Origin of the sequence: Oceanisphaera profunda (assembly GCF_002157895.1) — a bacterium.
Lineage (GTDB): Bacteria > Pseudomonadota > Gammaproteobacteria > Enterobacterales > Aeromonadaceae > Oceanimonas > Oceanimonas profunda.
This window is the reverse complement of record NZ_CP021377.1, coordinates 1949437-1970305: the sequence shown is the minus strand read 5'-3', so window position 1 is coordinate 1970305 and position 20869 is coordinate 1949437. Positions and strand designations below refer to the sequence as shown.

Sequence of the window (20869 nt, the reverse complement as noted above, 5' to 3'; positions counted from 1 at the left end):
GGCTTAACGTCTCGCTCGGACAGTGATCATCTCGTTATCTGTATTCTGCTCTGATTTGCTTTGATCTGACGATATCTTCAACGGCGATTTTGGCTGGTTAGCCATTAGCAGCCGTTCAAACTCGTCCAGCGGCATGGGTCGGCCAAACAGGTAGCCCTGAAAATAGCCGCAGCCGATATCCTGCAGCATGGCGTGTTGCGCTTCTGTCTCCACGCCCTCAGCAATCACCTCCAGCTGTAAGCTATCGGCCAAGGCACAGATGGCGCGAATAATCGCCAAGCTGTGTTCATCTTCTATCATGTCGCGCACGAAGGATTGGTCGATTTTCAACTGATCCAGCGGCAATTTCTGCAGGTAGGCCAGTGACGAATAGCCGGTGCCAAAATCGTCAATCGAGAAGCGAATACCATGCTCTCTGAGCTGGTGCATGCGGGCAATGGCAACCGACATGTCGTCGATCAGTATGGTTTCTGTTAGCTCCAGCTTCAGCCGCTGCGGATTAGCACCGCTCTGGGCCAGAATATGGAGCAGTTGATCAATGAAATCCGGTTGATACAGCAGCCGAGCACTGAGATTGACGGCCAAGCTCAGTGAAGCGGTGGCCGGTTCTCGTCGCCACAATGCCAGCTGATGACAAGCCTGATACAGCATCTGCAGATCTATCTGCTCCACCATACCTGCCTGTTCGGCCACCTCGATAAAAACTCCCGGAGTGAGCAGGCCCCGTTGGGGATGCTGCCAGCGAGCCAGCACTTCGGCGCCAAGCACCCGACCGCGCGCATCCAGCTGTGGCTGTAGGTAGGGCATAAATTCTTCAGCCTGCAACCCGCGGCGAATGTCTTCCTCTAGGCGCAATTGCGCACTGACCGCCTCTTGCATGGCCGGATCAAAGAAACGTATTGTGTCCTTGCCTGCCGCCTTGGCCTGATGCATGGCCAGCTCGGCCTGCTGTATCAGCTCGTCCCCCGTATGCTCGGCGTCATTGAACAGGGTAATACCAATGCTGACACGGCTGTGCAGTTCGAGTTCATTGAACCGGTACAGCTTGCCCAATACCCGCTTCAGATGGAGCGCACACTGCTCAGCCTTGCTGGCGGCCTCTTGGCGATCGTCGTCCAGGCTCTCGACCATGACCACAAATTCGTCGGCGCCAAGCCGCGCCAACGTATCACTGGAACGCAGAGCATTACTAAGGCGGGTGGCGATCCGACACAGCAGCTGGTCGCCAAACTGACGTCCATGTAGGTCATTAATACTCTTGAAGCCGTCAAAATTGAGAAACAGCAGCGCGGCATATCGCTTGCTGCGCGCACCGGTGTCCGTGGCATACTGCACCCGCTCCAGCAGCAGATTACGATTGGGTAGATCGGTCAGCGTATCGAAGAGAGCGAGGTGCCGGATACGCGCCTCGGCGGCTTTGCGCTTAGTGACATCATCCATCGAGGCCACATAATGAGTAAGTTGCCCCTCGGTATTGCGTACCCCGACGATCGACAGCCATTCAGGGTATATCTCACCGTTCTTGCGTTGGTTCCATATTTCGCCCTGCCATCGATCCGTCGCCGTCAGCTGCTGCCACATATTTCGGTAAAAAGCCGCGTCATGACGGCCTGAGCTAAGTATGCTACTTTTTTGCCCTATGACTTCATTAGCCTGGTAACCGGTGATGGCGCTAAACGCCCGATTGACGCGCAGAATATAACTGTCGGGATCGGTTATCAGCAGCCCTTGACGGATCTCGAAGGCGGTGGCCGCAATCCGCAGCTCTTGCTCATCGCGAGCCAACCTTGCGATATTTATGAGCATCCAGCCCAGCCACACAGTGGCAATAGGCATGACCAGCAGCGTAGCCACCCCCGCCTGCATAACCATGCCGGTCGTATGAGCCGTAGACTGCAGTAGAAGATTTATCAGCATCAAAATATGCAGCAGCAGACCGAAAAGCAGCAGCGACCAGAGCCCCAGCTCAACCTTGTTGCGACCGTGAAAATAACGATACGCCCACCCCAGCAGCACGGCTAGCACGATAACGCTCATGCCACCCCACATACCCGCTCCACCCAGCCAGAATCGATAAATGGCCGCAATAAAACCCGCGATAACGGCGACTAGAGGGCCACCAAATATCGCGGCCATGCTCAACACCACGCTGCGGGCATCGAATATCCAGCCTCCCTCGAGTTCAATAGCACTCATCATGCCAATCACGCAGGTAAGACCGTACAACAAGCCCGATATAAAAGTGCCCGCATTGCCATTGCTGCCCAAGAAACGGTTATTGATCGATTGCAGACAACACAGCGACAGCAGCAAGGCGGCGTTTTGAATAAGATGGAGTATCAAAAAAAAGGGCCCCCTGGGTCCTGAACGATATAAAATGCGGAACTATGACGATTATGCATACATGCGGCCGCGCATCTCAACACACTTTCAGATTTTCACTATTGACCTAGATCAAGAAAATAAAATTTCATTTGCATCCCACAGGTCAACGCTCTCGCCGCCATGCAAACATCGCAAGCAGCCAAGGCGCTTTTAGCCGCCACGTTTGTTAGACAGAGAGTTCAGACGGCCTAGTAGCCGGCCGCCTCTTAAGAGGACTTTGGGGCAGGCATAGCGAGAAGTTTTAGATCAAGGCAAAACCGAGGCTCGAAGATTCCTCTAACTTACAGAGGGAAGCGAAATGGACGGGTCGTTTGGTTGGCTCTTAGCCAGTGTGAGAACTCAGCCAATGGCATGGGGCGGCCAAATAAATAGCCTTGAAAGTACCGACAGTCTAAGTCCAATAACTCATGATATTGCTGTTCGGTTTCTACACCTTCGGCAATCACTTCTAGCTGCAAGCTGTCGGCCAACGCACAAATGGCCTTGATAATCGCGAGGCTGCTGCTGTTTTCTGGCAGCTCACGCACAAAAGATTGGTCTATTTTTAACTGATCCAGTGGCAGCTTCTGTAAGTAAGATAATGATGAATAACCGGTACCAAAATCATCAATCGAAAAACGAATGCCATGCTCTCTAAGCTCGTGCATACGAGCAATGGCCGCCGACATATCATCGAGTAACATGGTTTCTGTCAGCTCGAGTTTTAGCCGATACGGATCTGCCCCCGACTGCGTTAAAAACTCAAGCAAAGTGGCCACAAAATTAGGCAGATACAGCAACCGAGCACTGAGGTTAACAGCCAAGGTAAGTGCAGCGGTATCCGGCTCTCGCTGCCACGCTGCCAGCTGTTGGCAAGCTTGGCGTAACATCTGTAAGTCAATCTGCTCAATTAACCCCGCCTGCTCAGCCACTTCAATAAAGACACCGGGCGCCAACACACCATGCTGAGGGTGCGCCCAGCGGGCCAGCACTTCGGCACCCGTCGCTTGACCAATGTCATTAAGCTGGGGTTGAAAATAGGGAATAAATTCTTCGGCCTGCAAACCGCGGCGAATATCTTCTTCAAGTAACAAACGCTTGCTCACCGCCTCCTGCATAGTGGGGTCAAAAAAGCGTATTTTCTCCTCAAATGAGGATTTGCTCTGCTGCATCGCCAGCTCGGCATGCTGAATCAGCTCATCCACCGAATAAGCGCCGTCTTTAAATAAGGTAATACCCAGGCTGGCACCTCGGCGTAACTCCAGTAATCCTATGGTATAAGGCTTGCTCAGTAGCTGATGGATGCGCCTTGCATATTGTTCGGCTCGGTCGGCAGCATGCTGATGATCGGTGCTGAGGTTTTCAATCACGATCACAAACTCATCGGCACTCAAACGGGCCACCGTATCACTGGTATACATGGCATCATTCAAACGCTTGGCGACCAGACACAACAACTGATCACCGGTGTGATGGCCATGCAGGTCGTTAATGCTTTTGAAACTGTTTAAATCAAGAAACAGTACTGCCCCGTAGCGCCCGCTGCGACTTGCTGTATCCATCACACGCTGTATGCGTTCCAGCAGCAAACTACGATTAGGTAAACCGGTTAATGCATCAAAAAAAGCCAAGTCTCGAATACGCTCCTCTGAGGCCTTACGCTCACTCAGATCTTCCATTGAGGACACATAATGGGTGATCTGGCCTTGAGGGCTACGTACTGCGCTGATCGACAGCCACCCAGGATAAACATCACCATTTTTACGGCGGCTCCAGATTTCACCTTGCCAACGCCCGGCTTCCACTAGCTGCTGCCACATGGCTTGATAGAAAGACGCTTCATGACGCCCAGATCTCAACAGACTGGCTTCTCTGCCCACCACTTCAGCTGATTTGTAGCCTGTAATATCTGTAAAGGTCTGATTAATTCTAAGAATACGATTGTGCGCATCTGCGACTAATAAGCCTTGGCGAACTTCAAATGCCGTAGCGGCAATACGCAGTTCTCGTTCATCTTGAATACGGCGCTTAATATCTTCGAGCATCCAGCCGAGACACACGGTGGCCAGCGGCATCACCAGTAACATGGGCAGACCTATTTCTAACGCAAGGGAGGGGCGATTGGGAATGGGCAACAAAGAAAAGTGCAATAACAGGGCTGTGTGTACCAGAAAGCCAAAGCAAAACAGTGAAACTATGCCTTTACCGACTTGATCGCGCTGTTGTAAATAGCGATAAGCCAAACCAAATAACACAGAAAAAGCGATTACTGCTAGGCCGCCGCCCATGCCAGCACCGCCCAACCAAATGCGATAGCCTGCGGCAATCACTCCGGCAATACCGGCCACTAAGGGACCACCCACAAAAGCGGCAACGCTCAAGATCACACTGCGCGCATCAAATACCCAGCCCGCCTCCAGCTCAATGGCGATGCTCATGCCCACTACGCAAGCAATACCGAGCAGCACACCACTGACCAGCTTTGCAGCATTATCATGGTGCTCCCAGTAACGAGAATTCAGCGTCATCAGCCAGCACAAGGCGAGCAACAAAGCAGAGTGTTCCACTAAATGGATAATCAACAGTATAAGTCCCTTTATCCTGAACGTTCAGTGCGAAAATCAGAGTTAAACGTAAATAACGAGTTTATTCGACAACGGTTCCTAAGTGAATACGACTCTCACGTCAGTGCCACATCGTTAATAGCATTAGCTCTCTAAAAACAACCAAGTTACTCGGCTATGCACTCAGCCATACCCGCGCCGTTACATTCGCAATCGGTTACGTTTGGCTCTTACTGGTCATTGTTTGTAGCATAAAAACTCAGTAATTCAAGCAATTAAAGTAGGCTCACCGTTTATTATTATTTATCGCTGTGATTATACTGGTCGGTTTAGCCATATTAATGGCGTTATAAGCTGAGCAATATAATAATAATTAAACTTCCCTATTCCCTAAGCTAGGAGCCACCCATGCCTAAGTATCATGCATCACCTACGACACAAACTGACCGAGCAGCCGGTGCCATTATGGGCGCCTTTATTGGTGATGCCTTAGGCGTGGGCCCGCATTGGTATTACGACTTAGCCGAGCTGCGCCGTGCATATGGCGACTGGATTGATGATTACACCACGCCACTGCCTGGCCATTATCATGAAGGCGTGAAGGCCGGTGAGCCGTCGCAATCAGGGGTTATTTTGCGCTTAACCTTAGCGTCGCTGATTTCGCACCAAGGTTATAAACAAGCTGATTTTTGCCAACGCTTAGAGCAAGACTTGTTTACGCAGCTAGAGTTTACCAAGCTTGATAGCAGCGCCAAACAAGGCCCAGGCGGTTATACCAGCCAATCGATACGCGAAACTTGGCATAAGCGGGTGCAACTGCAATTACCGTGGGAAAAATGTGCCGGCCCTGCCGACAACACAGAAGCACTAGAGCGCACCCTAGGGATTGCCGCCTGTTATGCGGGACAGCCTAAGTCATTAAGCGCAGCCGTCTGCGCTAATACCCGACTAACGCAAGATGATGAGATGGTATTAGCGCACACCTTGGCGTTTAACGGGGTGTTGGGCTTGCTTATTGAAGGTCACGCGTTAGATGCCACCCTTAGCGATAAATTACTGGCACAAGTGGATCAAGGTGAGCTGCCCTTTTGTTTATCGTCCACCAGCAACGCTGCCCAAGCGCTCGACCTAGACGATTTGTCAGACACTAACTTAAGTTGTGCCGATGCCCTGCTTACGCCAGCTTACATGGCTAATTTGGCAGCGAGTTCAGAGACGCACATTGAGCCCGCTTGGCGGGTATCAGAAGCTTATGGCATGGCCTGCTCTATTTATCAGCTAGTGCCGGCAGCCTATTATTTAGCAGCACGCTTTAGCAATGATTTTGAGTCAGCAGTATTACACGCCATTAATGGCGGCGGCCACAACATGGCCCGCGCCATGCTCACCGGCGCTCTGGTGGGAGCACAAGTAGGCTTATCGGGGATCCCCCAGCGCTTTATTGACGGCTTAGCCAATAGCGAAGAGTTAGTAGCACTGGCCAAGCAGGTGGCAGAGATAAATACATGTGAGGAGTGAAGCGTTAGGTGTGAGGCGGAAAACCGCGCCGCAGCACTGGGTTTAAAGCCGTCTTCCTGACGCACGTCAGGATCTCGCCCTTAAGATTGTAAAGCAGATGCCGGGCCCGTCATGCCGAGCCACGACCCGGCACCGGCATAACAGCTTGGTTGACGCATGGCGTATAGCGTACGACGGCCCGTAGGGCTAGCGCGTAAACTGCGCGTAAATGGGGTTATGATCCGAAACGGTGGGGGTGTTGATGGCGATGGCCGAGCGCAGTTTTAAATCCCGATAAAAAATAAAATCTAACGGCTGTTTACGATAGGTTTTAATGTATTTCGCATCTTCCATGACCGCTTTTTTTAAGCCCATGGCGCGGCAAAACTGTGCCAAATATAAACGTCGTGAACGGCTCCAAACGTTAAAATCTCCGGCCACAATTAACGGCCCTTTATGTTGCAGCAGCACTTGGCGCAATACCGCAATTTCATGGTGAAATTGGCCGTGGCGCACAAAGTTAATGGCATGAATGTTAGCCACTAATAAGGTATCCCCGCTTTTTAACGAGTGATGGGTAATCACTTGGCTCTTGTGGGTGGCAAAAGTCAGCTCGCGGCCTTGGCTGAGCACGGTGGTAATATCATCGAAGGCGCATTGGCCGGCGGTAAGCACGCCAAATAAATGAGTGGGGGTTTGAATATTCGGCGACACCGCATAAGACCAGCCGTCTAACTGCAGCCGTTGACTGAGCGCCAGCTTGGCCTCTTGCAGTAATAATAACCGAGTAGGAAATTGCGCTAACAGTTGCGTTAAACACAGCTGAAACTCTGGGCTTAAGGTCAGTTTTTGGGTGTTCCAGCACATAATGCCCAGCTCGTTATCATCCAACGGCTGATGCTGGTGCACTAACTGGTGGGGCGTTATTCGAGGGCGAAGCATAAATGACTGTCCTGCCTTAGCAACAAAGATACCGCTATCTTAACAGAAGCCACGGCCGCGCTTCTCGCCAACTTTTGCGAAGTGAGCGCTACTTACGGCTAAAAAAGCCATTAACTTCACATTTTAGTGCTAATTATGTACACTTGGTGCGTTCATGCATTGAATAAAGTGAACAGATGAAATCTTCAGAACCCCGAACGAATGACAAACGTCTCGTGGCCAGCCTTAGCGGCGGCTTCCTCCTGCTTTTCGTAATACTCGCCCTGATTGACTTAGAACAGATGACCCAATGGATAAACGTCAGTTTTTCTTGGGTGATCGGTTTTTTTGGCCCCCTATGGCAAGTCTGGATGCTGGCTAACTTAGTGATTGCCCTAGTACTGGGCTTTACCCGTTACGGCGATATTCGCCTAGGCGGACACGTTACCCCCGATAGCTCAACCTTTCGCTGGCTTGCGGTCATTATGTGTACCTTACTGGCGGGCGGCGGTGTGTTTTGGTCCGCAGCCGAGCCTATGTATCACTACTTAAGTACCCCACCGGTATTTGAAGAGGCACCTGCGGGCATTTCTGCTATCTCTGCCGGACTTGCACAAAGCTTTATGCACTGGGGCTTTTTGGCTTGGGCCGCATTGGGCACGCTGTCCGCATTAGTGGTGGTGCACGCGCACTACGACCGAGGTTTAGCGATGCGTCCGCGCACCCTGCTGTATCCTATTTTTGGTAAAAAAATAGAGACCCACTGGTTGGGTACGGTCGCCGATGTGGTGTCTATTATTGCAGTGGCCGCCGGTACCATAGGTCCGATTGGCTTCTTGGCCACTCAGCTGGGCTTTAGTTTTGAAGCGCTGTTGGGCTGGGAAAATAACTATACCCTGCAGTTAGCTATTCTCGGTGGCTTGGTATTGATCTATACCATTTCCGCTTCTACCGGCATTGAAAAAGGCATTCAGTGGTTATCCAGCGCTAACGTAGTATTGGCGCTGGTGTTGCTGGCCATCATCTTAGTGTTCGGCCCAGGCGGTTTTATTATCGACTCCTTCCTGAATGCCATGGGTCTTTATTTACAAGACTTTATGCCAATGGCACTCACTCGCCACGATAACGAATGGATGGGTTGGTGGACGCTGTTCTTCTGGGGTTGGTTTATTGGTTATGGCCCTATGATGGCACTGTTTATTGCCCGAATTTCTCGTGGTCGTACCCTGCGCGAGCTGGTAGTGGCAGTGGCGATTATGGCGCCGTTAGTGACTAACTTCTGGTTTGCTGCCTTAGGTGGCGCCGGTATCTTCTATGAAGAAAGCGTAGCGGGTTTGATTTCTGAGCCGCTAAACGCCGGTGGTTTACCCGCCGCCTTATTGGGCATTACCCAACAACTGCCGTTTGCCGAATTTATGGTACCTGCTTTCTTAGTGCTCACCGTGGTCTTTGTGGCCACGACTGGTGACTCTATGGCCTACGCCATTGCCATGGCCATTAGTGGTAGCCACACACCGCGCACCCGTGACCGTATTTTTTGGGCTCTGACCATGGGCTTGGTGGCCGCCGTGTTACTGCGCATGGGCGAAGGGGGCATTAACGCGCTGCAATCCTTTATTGTGATCACCGCCGCGCCCGTGTCGTTACTCTTGCTGCCGGTGTTATGGACTGGGCCGAAAGTGGCGCACATTATGGCTTATGAGCAAGGTATAGTGCCGCATAAAGAGCGTCATAGTGAAACCGACGATCCCGCCGGTGATGCCAAGCTACCGTAACGGAGCAATCCACTGCTTAAATAAGCACGCTTAAAACTTTTGCCTAAAACAGGGCACTAACTACAACGCCGCAGCCTAACCGCTGCGGCGTTTTTTATTGGCCAAAATGTTTACTCAACTGTCAAAACATTTACCCAACTATAGTTATGGCCTGTTGATCCAGAATGAGTAGCAGCCACCTTTCAGCTGCAACCAAGGAGCAAGCATCATGAAAACGAACTCAGTAGTGTGGTTTGAAATTTATGTGGCCGAGATGGCGCGGGCGCGTAAATTCTACGAGGCGGTGCTGGGCGTGACCCTAGAGCCCGCAGACAAAATGGCTGAAGATTGGCCCGAGATGTGGATGTTTCCAGGCGAAGACAACGCCTGTGGTGCCAGCGGTGCACTGGTAAAAATGGACGGCGTATCACCAGGCGGTGGCGGTACTTTGGTGTATTTTAGCTGTGAGGACTGCGCGGAGCAGGCAGGTCGCGTATTGGCCAACGGCGGCCAAGTGATGCGCGAGAAGTTTGCCATTGGCCCCTACGGTTTTATCGCGCTGGCAACGGATACCGAGGGCAATATGATAGGCTTGCACTCTATGCGCTAACGCTAGACTCACGGTGCAAAAAAGCATAAAAAAGACCAAAGCTGTTGGATGAACGGCTTTGGTCAAAAGGGAGAAACATGAAAAAAAACTCAACTACTTCGTTACCTAGCTAAGTAACTAAACCGCTGTTTAGCGATTCGATTACTTAACTATTTAACTCTTTGGCTACTCAACTACTTAGCCGTTCAACTCTTTAGCCGTTCAACACCAGCAAAGCATCGGGCAGCGCCTTAAAATCCAACGCCATGGTCACGCTAATAGCGGTAATGGTGATAATGGACAACACAAACACTCGGCGTGCCCAGCCTTTCTCTTCCGCACCGCGATAAAAGCCGTTAAAAGCCATCACCAACCACCATAAACTGGTGGCGCAAGACACCGCCATAAAGGTAAGACCCGTATAACCGCTGAGCGGCAATAAGGTGGTGACTAAGCAAAACACCGCGATATACAGCACGATTTGGCGCTTGGCCTTGGCAATGCTTTCGGCCACCGGCAGCACCGGAATATTGGCCGCCGCGTAATCGTTGTAGCGAAAAATGGCGATGGCGTAAGAATGGGGCATTTGCCATAAGCTAAACATCAGCAACAAGATGGCGGCACCCGCATCGAACTGGCCGGTAACGGCGCAATAGCCCACTACCGGCGGCACCGCACCCGACAAGCTGCCAACCAGCGTGCCATACACGGATTTTCGCTTCATATAGAGGCTGTATACGCCCACATACACCACATAACCCAACACGCCAAAGCTCAGCGCCACCGTGTTAGTGAATATTGCCAAGATGGCAAAACCGATTACGCCCAACACAACGCCGTAGATAAAAGCGGCGCGGCCCGATAATTCGCCGGTAACCGTGACTCGATTACGCGTACGCTGCATGCGCGCGTCTATATCTCGGTCAATGCAGTTATTAATGGCGCAGCCAGAGGCCACCACCAGCGATAACCCCAGCACCGTGGCCCACATTAGCGACCAGTCGATATCGCCACGGGCGGCCAGAAAAAAGCCCCCCGCCACAGAAATAAGATTGCCCATAATAATGCCGGGCTTGGTTACCTTTAAATAAGGTCGGATCATAAAATCCCCTCGGGATGCATATCCCGTTATGTATTTTCCCCTCAGTGACGATACAAACGACACCAAGTTCAGCAAGGAAGCCAAAGGGATTTACTCCGCTGACCGTGACATGCCAAGGATGGCATGTCCGAGCCTCCATGGATGGATTTACGGCGTGTCGGAGGAGTGAACCCTTTGGCCGACTTTACTTGTGTTGTTTGCGTTACATCATCATTTCGTTAGAGCTAATGATGATCCACACCGACAACCCCACCACCATGATAATAATCAAGGCGGAGAACACGAACGCCACCGTATTGGCGCGGCTGTTGGGCTTAAAGCTCAGGTGCAAGAAGTACTTAAGGTGGACAAAGATTTGTACTATCGCCAAACCCACCACCACGAATAGCGTTTGGCCTTTGCTCATCTGTCCGGTCATTACCGCCCAAAACGGAATGGCGGTTAACAGAATCGACAGCACAAAGCCTTTGAGATAAGAAGACACACTGCCGTGATCGGCTGCTGTATCGTGACTGCTCATGTGATTGCTCATGCCATTGCCCCCAGTAAATAGACCACGGTAAATACACAAATCCACACCACATCAAGAAAATGCCAGAACATGCTCAGGCAGCTTAAACGCGTCAAGGTGCGTGGCGTAGTGCCTTTAGCAATCAGCTCTATCATCAAGATGGCCATCCACACCAAACCGGCAGTCACGTGCAAGCCGTGCATACCAACTAAGGTAAAGAAAGCACTCAAGAAGGCACTGCGGCTTGGGCCCGCACCTTCGGCGATCAGGTGTTGAAACTCATACACCTCCATGGCGATAAAGGTGGCTCCTAGCGCGAAGGTCACCAATAACCACAACAGCGTTAAGCCGCGCTTATGGTGATGACCGGCCAGCATGGCAAAGCCATAGGTAATACTGCTGACCAACAAGACACCGGTTTCCACCAGCACGAAGTTTAAGTCGAACAAGTCTTTGCCAGCGGGGCCGCCAGCGGTGTTCATATACAACACCGCATAAGTGGCAAACACCGAAGCAAACAGCAAACAGTCGGTCATTAAATAGAGCCAGAAACCAAACAGCGTATTGCCGCTGGTGTCGTGATGCTCATGTTCATGTGAGTGCTCTTGTTGCTGCACTTGGTTGTGATCAATCGCTACGGCTTGCATCAGGCCTCCTTGATTTGGCTACGTATATGCGCAGACTCGATGGCGTTAACCTCATCGGGCTGTACGTAATAATCGGTGTCATTGTCATAGGCGCGGCATAAGAAAATCACGAAACTGGCCACCAAACTCGCAATCACTAACCACCAAATATGCCAAATAGCGCCAAAGCCAGCAGCGGTTATCGCTGCAGCAATCAGCACACCGGTACTGGTGTTTTTCGGCATATGGATCGGTTGATAGTGAGCTTGTGCCTGATAGGCGGTGCCCTTTTCTTTCATATCGGTGAAGGCGTCTATGTCTTCCACCATTGGCAGCTCGGCAAAGTTATAAAACTGCGGCGGTGAAGAGGTAGACCATTCCAGGGTATGACCATTCCAAGGATCGCCCGTCACATCAGGGTTCAGCTCGCGATCACGGAAGGCTTTGTACAGCTGATAGAACTGCACGGCTATACCCACCAGAATAAACACCGCACCCACGGCGGCCAGATAGAGCCAGAAGTTCCAAACAGGATTGTCGGTGTGATTGATACGACGCGTCATGCCTAAAAAGCCCAACACATAGAGCGGCATAAAGGCCACATAGAAACCAATCTGCCAGCACCAGAAGGAGATTTTGCCCAGCTTTTCATCCAAGTGGAAACCCATGGCTTTCGGGAACCAGAAGGCAAAACCGGCTAAATAGCCAAACACGGCACCACCAATAATGGTGTTATGGAAGTGAGCAATCAAAAACAGACTGTTGTGCAGCACAAAGTCGGCACCGGGCAAGGCCAGCAATACGCCGGTCATACCACCAATAGTAAAGGTGGTCATAAAGCCCAAGGTCCATAACACAGGCACCGTCATGCGCAACCGGCCACGATAAATAGTGAACAACCAGTTAAACAGCTTAACCCCGGTGGGCACCGCGATAATCATGGTCATTACGCCAAAGAAGGCATTAACGTTGGCGCTGGAGCCCATGGTAAAGAAGTGATGTAGCCACACCACAAAGCCCAAAATAGAAATGGCGCCGCTGGCATAAACCATGGAGGTGTAACCAAACAAACGCTTACCGGTAAAGGTAGAGATGATTTCTGAGAAAATACCGAATGCGGGCAGCACTAAGATATACACCTCGGGATGACCCCAAGCCCAGAACAGGTTGATGTACATCATGGCATTACCACCGCCTTCATTGGTGAAGAAGTGGAAGTCCAAATAACGGTCTAGCGTCAACATACCCAGCACGGCGGTCAAGATAGGGAAAGACGCCACTATCAGGATATTGGCCCAAGTACAGGTCCAAGTGAAAATCGGCATTTGCATCAGCTTCATGCCAGGCGTGCGCATCTTGAATACAGTCACCAAGAAGTTCACACCGGTCAGCAAGGTACCTATCCCCGAGATCTGTAAGGCCCAGAGGTAGTAATCCACCCCCACACCCGGACTAAAGTCCATCTCGGATAACGGCGGATACGCCACCCAGCCGGTTTTGGCGAATTCGCCCAGACCTAATGAGATGTTCACCAATACCGCGCCCGACACCGCCAGCCAAAAGCTGAGGTTGTTCAAGAACGGAAAGGCTACATCGCGAGCACCAATCTGCAACGGCACCACTATGTTCATCAAACCAATCATAAATGGCATGGCCATAAAGATAATCATGATGACACCGTGGGCGGTGAAGATTTGGTCGTAATGCTCCGGCGGCAAGTAGCCATCGGCACCATTGGTCGATAGCGCTAATTGAGCCCGCATCATAAGGGCATCGGCAAAGCCGCGTACCAACATCACGAACGCCAGCACGATATACATAATACCTAAATGCTTATGGTCCACCGAGGTGATCCAGTCGCGCCACAACACGGTCCATTTCTTATATTTGGTGATCAAAAAAGCAATCACTAAGGCGGCGATTGCCACCACGCCCAGCGTAATCATGATAATGGGCTCATGATACGGCACGGCGTCTAATGTGAGTTTTCCTAGTAAGGACATTATTTTTCAGTCTCCATGGTCATCTCATCGCTCATGGCGTGCATGTCGTGCTGACGGTGCGCATCGACAACTGCTTTTTCGCCGTGCTGCATGTCAGGCATACTGCCGTGCATAAATTGATGCAAGATGTGGTGGAACATACCCGAGCTCACATGTGCGAAATATTGCACCGGATTATTTTCACTCGGCTTAGCCAGCTCTGCATAAGTGGCAGGACTTAAGGTGTCGGATGACTGTTTGAGCTTATTAACCCAAGCATCAAAACCAGCTTCATCAGGTGTAGCGATGGCTTTAAACTGCATGCCAGTAAAGCCTTCGCCGCTGTAGTTGGCGGAGTAGCCGTCGTAGGTGCCGGCTTCATTGGCAATTAAGTGCAATTGGGTTTCCATGCCAGCCATGGAGTAGATTTGGCCACCGAGTTGCGGAATGAAAAACGAGTTCATGGTGGTGTCAGACGTTATCTTAAATTCCACCGGTACATCGGTCGGAAATGCCAACTCATTGATAGATGCCACACCCTGCTCTGGATAGATAAACAACCACTTCCAGTTCAGTGACACGACTTCTACTACTATGTGATCTTTCTCATGCACTAGCGGCTTGTAAGGGTCGAGAGCATGAGTAGAGCGCCAAGTTATGGTGCCCAAAATCGCCACAATAATGATGGGAATAATCCACACCACTAACTCGATTTTGGTGGAGTGCGACCACTTAGGTGCATAGATTTCCTGAGTGCGACCTTCGCGATATTTCCACGCGAAAAACAGCGTCATAAAAATAACCGGCACCACCACAATTAGCATCAAGAGCGTGGCAACCACGATCAGGTGCTTTTCATCGACGCCCACTTGGCCCTTAGGATCAAGTACGCCGCCTTGGCAACCGGCCAACAGCAGGGCGCTTACACCAGCAAACAGTGCGGTTTTGAGATGTCGAAATAATGAATTTCGAATAACTAGGTTTTGCATAAACAAGAACCCTTCCCCTATTCCTTAAGGAATTACCTTATCGCCAAGCGACAAGACCATGAGGGGTAACCGTGCAGATTAATGAGCAACATTCGCGGGGCATAAGCCAAAAAAAGCAAATGCGCAGTCACTAACAACACGGAGACCCAATATGGGGCAAACACTCGAATGCGGACGTCAACAAGGCTTTACTGCGTTAACTAGCTGAAAAATCACTAGCAACCATCAGCAACAGTACTTATTTGAGCCTAAAGAGTGTTAGAACCCAGAGCGGGCCAAAGGGGGAGCGCGGCAACCGTGAGCGGTGCGCAGTACACAGTATTGCGGGAGTGGAGAGTCAAAATTAGCCTTAACGGAGGTTAAGCGCGGCCAATGCAGCGTTTGCAGCAGCAAGTACAACAGCAGCAATAACCACTGCAGTAATAAGGGCACAAAAACGAGCAAGCTAGTAAGAATAATAGATTTGATGGTTTCTACGGGCAGTAAGTCACTGAGCTGGGCTTGATATTCAAACACATCACCAGACAAACCGGTCCAGGATAATAACCATTCACTGATCACTTCTAACATCATCACCAAACTGACCACACCTACGCCATCCACACCGATTTGTGACAACGACGCTAAGTCGTGCCATCTATCTGTCAGCGTAAGCAAAGGTGTAGGGTTCAACGGCTAGGTCCGGTGGATAATAATGATGAGAAACGAACGGCCCTAAATGGGCTTTCTTGTATAGTTGTTATAATTTTATTGCGTTGTAATAAGCTCTGTTTAAGCTTTTTTATTGCACGTAAGCTGTTTTGTTACTTTTAAGTTATTGCTTAGATCTTGTCGGTTAAATCAGGCAAATCGCATTAATTTGCCTGATTATCCTAACAAAACTTGATCTAGCGCACAACCGACCTACCGCGATTGAGCTAATCCTAATCGCAAAAAATCGGCTTTTTTAGCGCAGTTTTTAACGCCCATTCTTCCGGCTTTCAGCTTACCACGATTAGAGCACCACCTTGGCAGCCAGCCCTAATAGCACTACGCCGCTAAGCCTATCCAGCCACACCGACTTCGCATTTAACCAAGCCAATACCGGCCCGCGCGATAAAATTAACGCCACCAACACATACCAAGCACCGTCTATGCCACCGGCGGTCAGCATCATGATCATGCTTTGCTGCCAGTCGGTATCTGCATGTACAAACTGGCTAAACAGCGCCACGAAAAAAATGGCCAGCTGCGGATTTAAGAACGCCACCATAAAGCCCTCAAAGGCACCTTGGCGACCGGCAATTTCATTCGTCTCTGCGGCGGCTGCACTCTGAGGCTTGGCCAACAAGGCTTTCACGCCTAGCCACGCTAAAAATGCGGCACCACCGTAGCGGATCACATTAAACAGCAGCGGATTGTTGGCAATAATCAGCGCCAAGCCGAGTGCGGTAAGTAATGCATATAACCCTACACCCGCGCCATGGCCAATGGCGGTCAGTACACCGTGGCTTCGGCCCCCTCTTATGGTATTGCGCATCACCACAGCTAAGCTTGGGCCAGGGCTCATAGCGCCCACCACGCAAATGGCCACTAAGGCCAACCAGCTAGAAAATTCCATAAATGTGTCTCATGATGGCGTGACTCGTCACCGAGTTAATAGTCAGGGTTTACTGTAAAGTGCTCACTATAAAATACTTATTTTAAAGTAAAGTGCCGCTAACATTAAGAGTTGACAGCAGAAACCTCGGTTTAGATTGATTTAGTCTGGCTTTTGCTCGGCCCCAGCATCTACACTTATTCTTTTCTGCCAACATGTGGCAAAAATACCGCCCATTACTTGGAGCTATCCCCATGCGTTATTCTTGGATTTTATTTGACGCGGACGAAACATTATTCCATTTCGATGCTTTTGCCGGCTTAAAGCTGATGTTCGCTACTTTTGGCGTAAATTTCACCGCCGAAGACTATCGTCAGTACCACACCTTAAGTGCGCCGCTGTGGGTGGATTATCAAGACGGCGCCATTAGTGCAGCGCAACTGCAGCACACTCGTTTTCAAGCTTGGTCCGAGCGATTAGGTGTTGCTACTGAGATCTTAAACCGTGATTATTTAGTGGCCATGGCCCAAGTATCGCCACCACTTTCGGGCGCGCCTGAGCTGATTTCAGCACTGCAAGGCAAAGCCAAATTGGGGATTATTACCAACGGCTTTAGCGCCATGCAGCACACTCGTCTTGCCAAAGCCGGCTGGCAACAAGCCTTCGATACGCTAGTGGTGTCTGAACAAGTGGGCATCGCCAAGCCCGCCGCCGGCATTTTTGAACATGCCTTCGAGCTCATGGGCCACCCGCCCAAAGAGCAAATCTTGATGGTGGGCGATAACCCGCATTCGGATATTTTAGGTGGACTCAACGCCGGCATAGACACCTGCTGGCTCAACAGCACCGGCCGCGCCACACCTGAGGGCATACGCCCCCACTATGAAGTCAGCTCACTACAGCAATTACATAAGTTGTTGCTGGGGTGATGTGAGGGGTCAAGGGGATGGGCCAAATCAGTGAATAAGGTCAAAAAGCTTAAAGCTAAGAATGGATTGCTTCACTGCGTTCGCAAAGACGGATAAGAGCACACTTGCTCGTCTTTGCGAGGAGCGTAGCGACGCGGCAATCCATTCTTGAATGTTGAGCGTGAAGTAAGCGCCCAGCGCTCGGCTTCCCGCACCAAAACAACGAAGGAGCGGTATTCGCTTGCTCTCGCATTTTGCCGTAGGCGAAACTCTTTAAGCCGTCTTCCTGACGAAAGTCAGGATCTCGCACTTGCTCTATTACTTTGTAGGGATCCGGCTCTTTGGCAAAGAGGGCGTCGGCCTTTTGCTTTAGAAATTAACATCCAGCTACGCTGGCCCGCCGAATAAATTGGCGGCTACAAGGCATTGATGTTTATTTTTTGCAGTCTTCCTGACGCACGTCAGGATCTCGCTCTTGCTCTATTACTTTGTAGGGATCCGGCTCTTTGGTGAAGAGGACGTCGGCCTTTTGCTTTAGAAATTGACATCCAGCTACGCTGGCCCGCCGAATAAATTGGCGGCTACCAGGGCATTGATGTTTATTTTTTGCCGTCTTCCTGACGCACGTCAGGATCTCGCTCTTGCTCTATTACTTTGTAGGGGGCCGATGAAGAGGACTTTGGGCTTTTACTTTAGAAATTAATATCCAGCCACGCTGGCCCGCCGAATAAATTGGCGGCTACCAGGGCATTGTTGTTTATTTTTTGCCGTCTTCCTGACGCACGTCAGGATCTCGCTTTAAGTTTTAGAGCCAAAGAAGTACAAGATACCGGGTCGGGCCCGATGTAAAACCGCATAGAGCAGTGCTTGCCGCTCGGCGCTGTCATTTCTCCTCTCGCCTCACTATTCACGCCTCACACGCATTAAAAAGGGCAGCCCGTAGGCTGCCCTTTTACATTACTTATTGCTGCTTAAGCGCTGCAACTTACTTACAATCTAACGACCGCGGTAAGCAGTAGAAGAATCTAACAGCATGTGGCGGTTAACGTCTTTGTACAGCAAGTAACGGAAGCGAGTTGGGCCTGAAGCGTAGCAAGCTTGTGGGCAGAATGCGCGCAACCACATGTAGTCGCCGGCTTCTACTTCAACCCAGTCTTGGTTCAGGTGGTAAACAGCTTTACCTTCCAATACATACAGACCGTGCTCCATAACGTGAGTTTCGTCGAATGGAATAACGCCGCCTGGCTGGAACGTAACGATGTTTACATGCATGTCGTGACGCAGATCGGTTGGATCTGTGAAGCGAGTGGTTGCCCATGCATCGTTAGTGTTTGGCATTGCTGTAGGCGCAATGTCATTTTCGTTAGTAACGAAAGCTTCTGGAGCATCGATACCATCAACAAATTGGTATGCTTTACGTACCCAATGGAAACGTACTGGCGCGTCGCTGTTGTTGCGCACACTCCAGTTAGCACCGGCTGGCAGGAAAGCGTAACCGCCTAAGTCCATCTGGTGCTCTTTACCTTCCAGAGTCAGGGTCATTTCGCCTTCAACAACGAACAATACGCCTTCGGCGCCCTTGTCCAGTTCAGGCTTGTCACTACCACCTTTTGGAGAAACTTCCATGATGTAGTGTGAGAAAGTCTCAGCGAAGCCGCTTAACGGACGTGCGATAACCCACAGACGAGTTTCATCCCAGAAAGGCAGGAAGCTAGTCACGATGTCGCTCATTACACCTTTAGGAATAACGACATAGGCTTCGGTAAAGATAGCGCGATCGTGGATCAGCTGAGTCTGAGGTGGCAAGCCACCCTTAGGAGCATAATAGGTATTACGGGCCATGATACTGTCCTTTAATACGAGAAAGTCGGCTTAATGCCAACAAAAGCCACGCTAAACGGCATGGCTGTCTAAATTGTGAACTTGGCTATTGTAGAACAAAGTTGTTTGATTTATAAATTAAATAATTTAATGGCCACTAGTGGATAAGCCACTGACCGGCTAGTGAGTGAAGAGTTATGGGTAAAGAGTGAAGAGGACGAGATGGAATGGCCCGACTAAAGTAGACACCAGTTTAAGCCGCATTAAGTTGCTGCGCATATGCGTTGGGGGTTAATCCTCCCAGCGCAGTGTGTTGTCTTACTTTGTGGTAATACTGCGTGATGTAGAAGTGTATTTCTTCTGCCATCTCTTTACGAGTTAACAGCCCTAAACGGCGGGTCCATTCCTTTTTCAGTAAAGCAAAAAAGCTTTCTGAACACGCATTATCCCAGCAGTTTCCCCGGCGAGACATGCTGATAGTCACTTTACGTTTATTCAACCACGTCATGGTCGCCATACAATGATATTGGCTGCCCTGGTCTGAGTGGAACATCAGCTCACGGCCATCAGGCTTCTGCTTCTTCCAAGCCTGCTTTAAGGCCTTAATCACTAATTCAGCACTATTAACCGGCCCTTGAGCCTTGCCCACTATCTGTCTGGTAGCAAGATCGATTATTACCGCCAGATAGAGCCAGCCTTCTTCACAGCGTATTTGAGTTATATCTGACACCCAAACACGGTTCTCTTCTGCAACCGTAAACTGCCGGTTTAACAGATTCGGCGTCGCAGCGATGCCTGGCTTATGTTTACGATGCCCAGGCTTAGGCGCGACACAAGAACGATAGCCCACACTCTGTAATAGGCGTTGCACTTGATTCTTACCACAAGCAAAGCCTTGGTCAACCGCTTCGCGCCACAATTTCCGATAACCCGCAATACCATGTTGCTGTTCAGCTTCAGCCAATAAAAAGGCGAGCAGACTGCGATGACGCTCCGCCTGAACCGAAGGCTCTCGTTGGCGCTGCTTCCAACAATAAAAACCCGCACGAGATACCTGGAGTACGCGACACATCACCAGTACCGTCCAGCTCATGCTGCGATACCGGTCGATGAAGGCAAATTTTATCGCCGTGTCTTGGTAGCGTACTCTTCCAGCTTTTTTAAGATATCGAGCTCCAGTTCAGCGCGCTCTAGCTTTTTCTTAAGACGCTTATTCTCTTGCTCTAACTGACGCAGGCTTTTATCTGGCCCTTCATTTTTAACGGGCTTATCCTGTTTCGAATCTGGTTTGTCCATTATCCACTCTCGACGCCAACGGCTTAATACGTTCGGATGCACCCCCAGCTCACTGGAGATTTCAGCTAATGTTTTAGGTGATGAAACAGAGAGTTTAACGGCTTCCCGCTTAAATTCATTACTAAATTTACGTTTGGTTCGGTATTGCATACACTTCCTCACTCTGAAGAAGTGTCTACTTATTCGGGGCCATTCCAAGATAACACCGATATTGTTCTCGTTCCCATACTCTGCGTGGGAATCCAGATCTGGCCGCTCTGCGGCAAAGGGCGTCAGAACACGCAAAATACAAACCGACCGCGGAACGTCGACCGACCAGCACACATCCACGCGGAGCATGGATGCGAGAAGCTGGCCAGCCGAATA

16 protein-coding genes are annotated in these 20869 nt (G+C 50.5%); 4 read left to right on the top strand and 12 right to left on the bottom strand.

What is annotated here, in order from left to right:
• Positions 1–3: 3 nt before the first annotated feature.
• Both CBP31_RS08520 and CBP31_RS08515 read right to left on the bottom strand, forming a co-directional pair.
• Entirely contained in the window at positions 4–2343 is a 2340-nt protein-coding gene (locus CBP31_RS08520) for a putative bifunctional diguanylate cyclase/phosphodiesterase (protein WP_087036336.1), read from the bottom strand.
• Positions 2344–2666: 323 nt separating this feature from the next.
• Complete coding sequence (locus tag CBP31_RS08515; RefSeq protein ID WP_227874977.1) at positions 2667–4946, bottom strand: putative bifunctional diguanylate cyclase/phosphodiesterase; 2280 nt, start codon at positions 4944–4946, stop codon at positions 2667–2669.
• Positions 4947–5336: 390 nt separating this feature from the next.
• On the opposite strand from CBP31_RS08515, the gene CBP31_RS08510 reads away from it, so the two are divergent.
• Positions 5337–6446, top strand: a complete 1110-nt coding sequence (locus CBP31_RS08510) for an ADP-ribosylglycohydrolase family protein (protein WP_087036332.1) — start codon at positions 5337–5339, stop codon at positions 6444–6446.
• A 186-nt stretch (positions 6447–6632) separates the two neighbouring features.
• On the opposite strand, the gene CBP31_RS08505 is transcribed toward CBP31_RS08510, so the two are convergent.
• Positions 6633–7367 (bottom strand): endonuclease/exonuclease/phosphatase family protein, encoded by a 735-nt coding sequence (locus CBP31_RS08505; protein WP_087036330.1) that lies wholly within the window; start codon positions 7365–7367, stop codon positions 6633–6635.
• Between the two features lie 176 nt (positions 7368–7543).
• Between CBP31_RS08505 and CBP31_RS08500 the strand changes: the two genes are divergently transcribed.
• Together CBP31_RS08500 and CBP31_RS08495 are read left to right on the top strand one after the other, a co-directional pair.
• Positions 7544–9121, top strand: a complete 1578-nt coding sequence (locus CBP31_RS08500; protein WP_087036328.1) for a BCCT family transporter — start codon at positions 7544–7546, stop codon at positions 9119–9121.
• A gap of 208 nt (positions 9122–9329) precedes the next feature.
• The gene (locus CBP31_RS08495) at positions 9330–9710 is read left to right on the top strand and encodes a VOC family protein (protein WP_087036326.1); all 381 of its coding nucleotides are present in this window, start codon (positions 9330–9332) and stop codon (positions 9708–9710) included.
• Positions 9711–9903: 193 nt separating this feature from the next.
• Here CBP31_RS08495 and cyoE read toward each other — a convergent pair whose 3' ends face one another.
• The 7 genes from cyoE to CBP31_RS08460 all read right to left on the bottom strand — a co-directional run bounded on the left by cyoE (position 9904) and on the right by CBP31_RS08460 (position 16499).
• Positions 9904–10791 (bottom strand): heme o synthase, encoded by an 888-nt coding sequence (gene cyoE / locus CBP31_RS08490; protein ID WP_087036324.1) that lies wholly within the window; start codon positions 10789–10791, stop codon positions 9904–9906.
• A gap of 202 nt (positions 10792–10993) precedes the next feature.
• Positions 10994–11323: a cytochrome o ubiquinol oxidase subunit IV gene (cyoD, locus tag CBP31_RS08485; protein WP_407668744.1), complete on the bottom strand. Its 330-nt coding sequence runs from the start codon at positions 11321–11323 to the stop codon at positions 10994–10996.
• On the bottom strand, positions 11320–11949 hold the full coding sequence (gene cyoC, locus CBP31_RS08480; protein ID WP_087036320.1) for a cytochrome o ubiquinol oxidase subunit III: 630 nt from the start codon (positions 11947–11949) through the stop codon (positions 11320–11322). Before cyoC ends, cyoD begins: the two co-directional genes overlap by 4 nt.
• Entirely contained in the window at positions 11949–13931 is a 1983-nt protein-coding gene (gene cyoB, locus CBP31_RS08475; protein WP_087036318.1) for a cytochrome o ubiquinol oxidase subunit I, read from the bottom strand. The genes cyoC and cyoB overlap by 1 nt, the downstream gene beginning before the upstream one ends.
• Positions 13931–14899, bottom strand: a complete 969-nt coding sequence (gene cyoA, locus CBP31_RS08470; protein ID WP_087036316.1) for a ubiquinol oxidase subunit II — start codon at positions 14897–14899, stop codon at positions 13931–13933. Before cyoA ends, cyoB begins: the two co-directional genes overlap by 1 nt.
• A gap of 258 nt (positions 14900–15157) precedes the next feature.
• On the bottom strand, positions 15158–15571 hold the full coding sequence (locus CBP31_RS08465; RefSeq protein ID WP_227874976.1) for a hypothetical protein: 414 nt from the start codon (positions 15569–15571) through the stop codon (positions 15158–15160).
• Between the two features lie 322 nt (positions 15572–15893).
• Entirely contained in the window at positions 15894–16499 is a 606-nt protein-coding gene (locus CBP31_RS08460) for a LysE family translocator (protein ID WP_087036314.1), read from the bottom strand.
• Between the two features lie 233 nt (positions 16500–16732).
• On the opposite strand from CBP31_RS08460, the gene yjjG reads away from it, so the two are divergent.
• On the top strand, positions 16733–17407 hold the full coding sequence (gene yjjG, locus CBP31_RS08455) for a pyrimidine 5'-nucleotidase (protein WP_087036312.1): 675 nt from the start codon (positions 16733–16735) through the stop codon (positions 17405–17407).
• Positions 17408–18382: 975 nt separating this feature from the next.
• Here the strand turns inward: yjjG and CBP31_RS08450 are convergent.
• Both CBP31_RS08450 and CBP31_RS08445 read right to left on the bottom strand, forming a co-directional pair.
• Positions 18383–19228, bottom strand: coding sequence for a bifunctional allantoicase/(S)-ureidoglycine aminohydrolase (locus tag CBP31_RS08450; protein ID WP_087036310.1), 846 nt, complete (start codon positions 19226–19228; stop codon positions 18383–18385).
• 232 nt (positions 19229–19460) lie between these two features.
• A protein-coding gene (locus tag CBP31_RS08445) for an IS3 family transposase (RefSeq protein ID WP_087036308.1) occupies positions 19461–20653 on the bottom strand; the annotation gives its coding sequence in 2 pieces (ribosomal slippage) (positions 19461–20356 and positions 20356–20653; 1194 coding nt in all).
• Positions 20654–20869 lie beyond the last annotated feature (216 nt).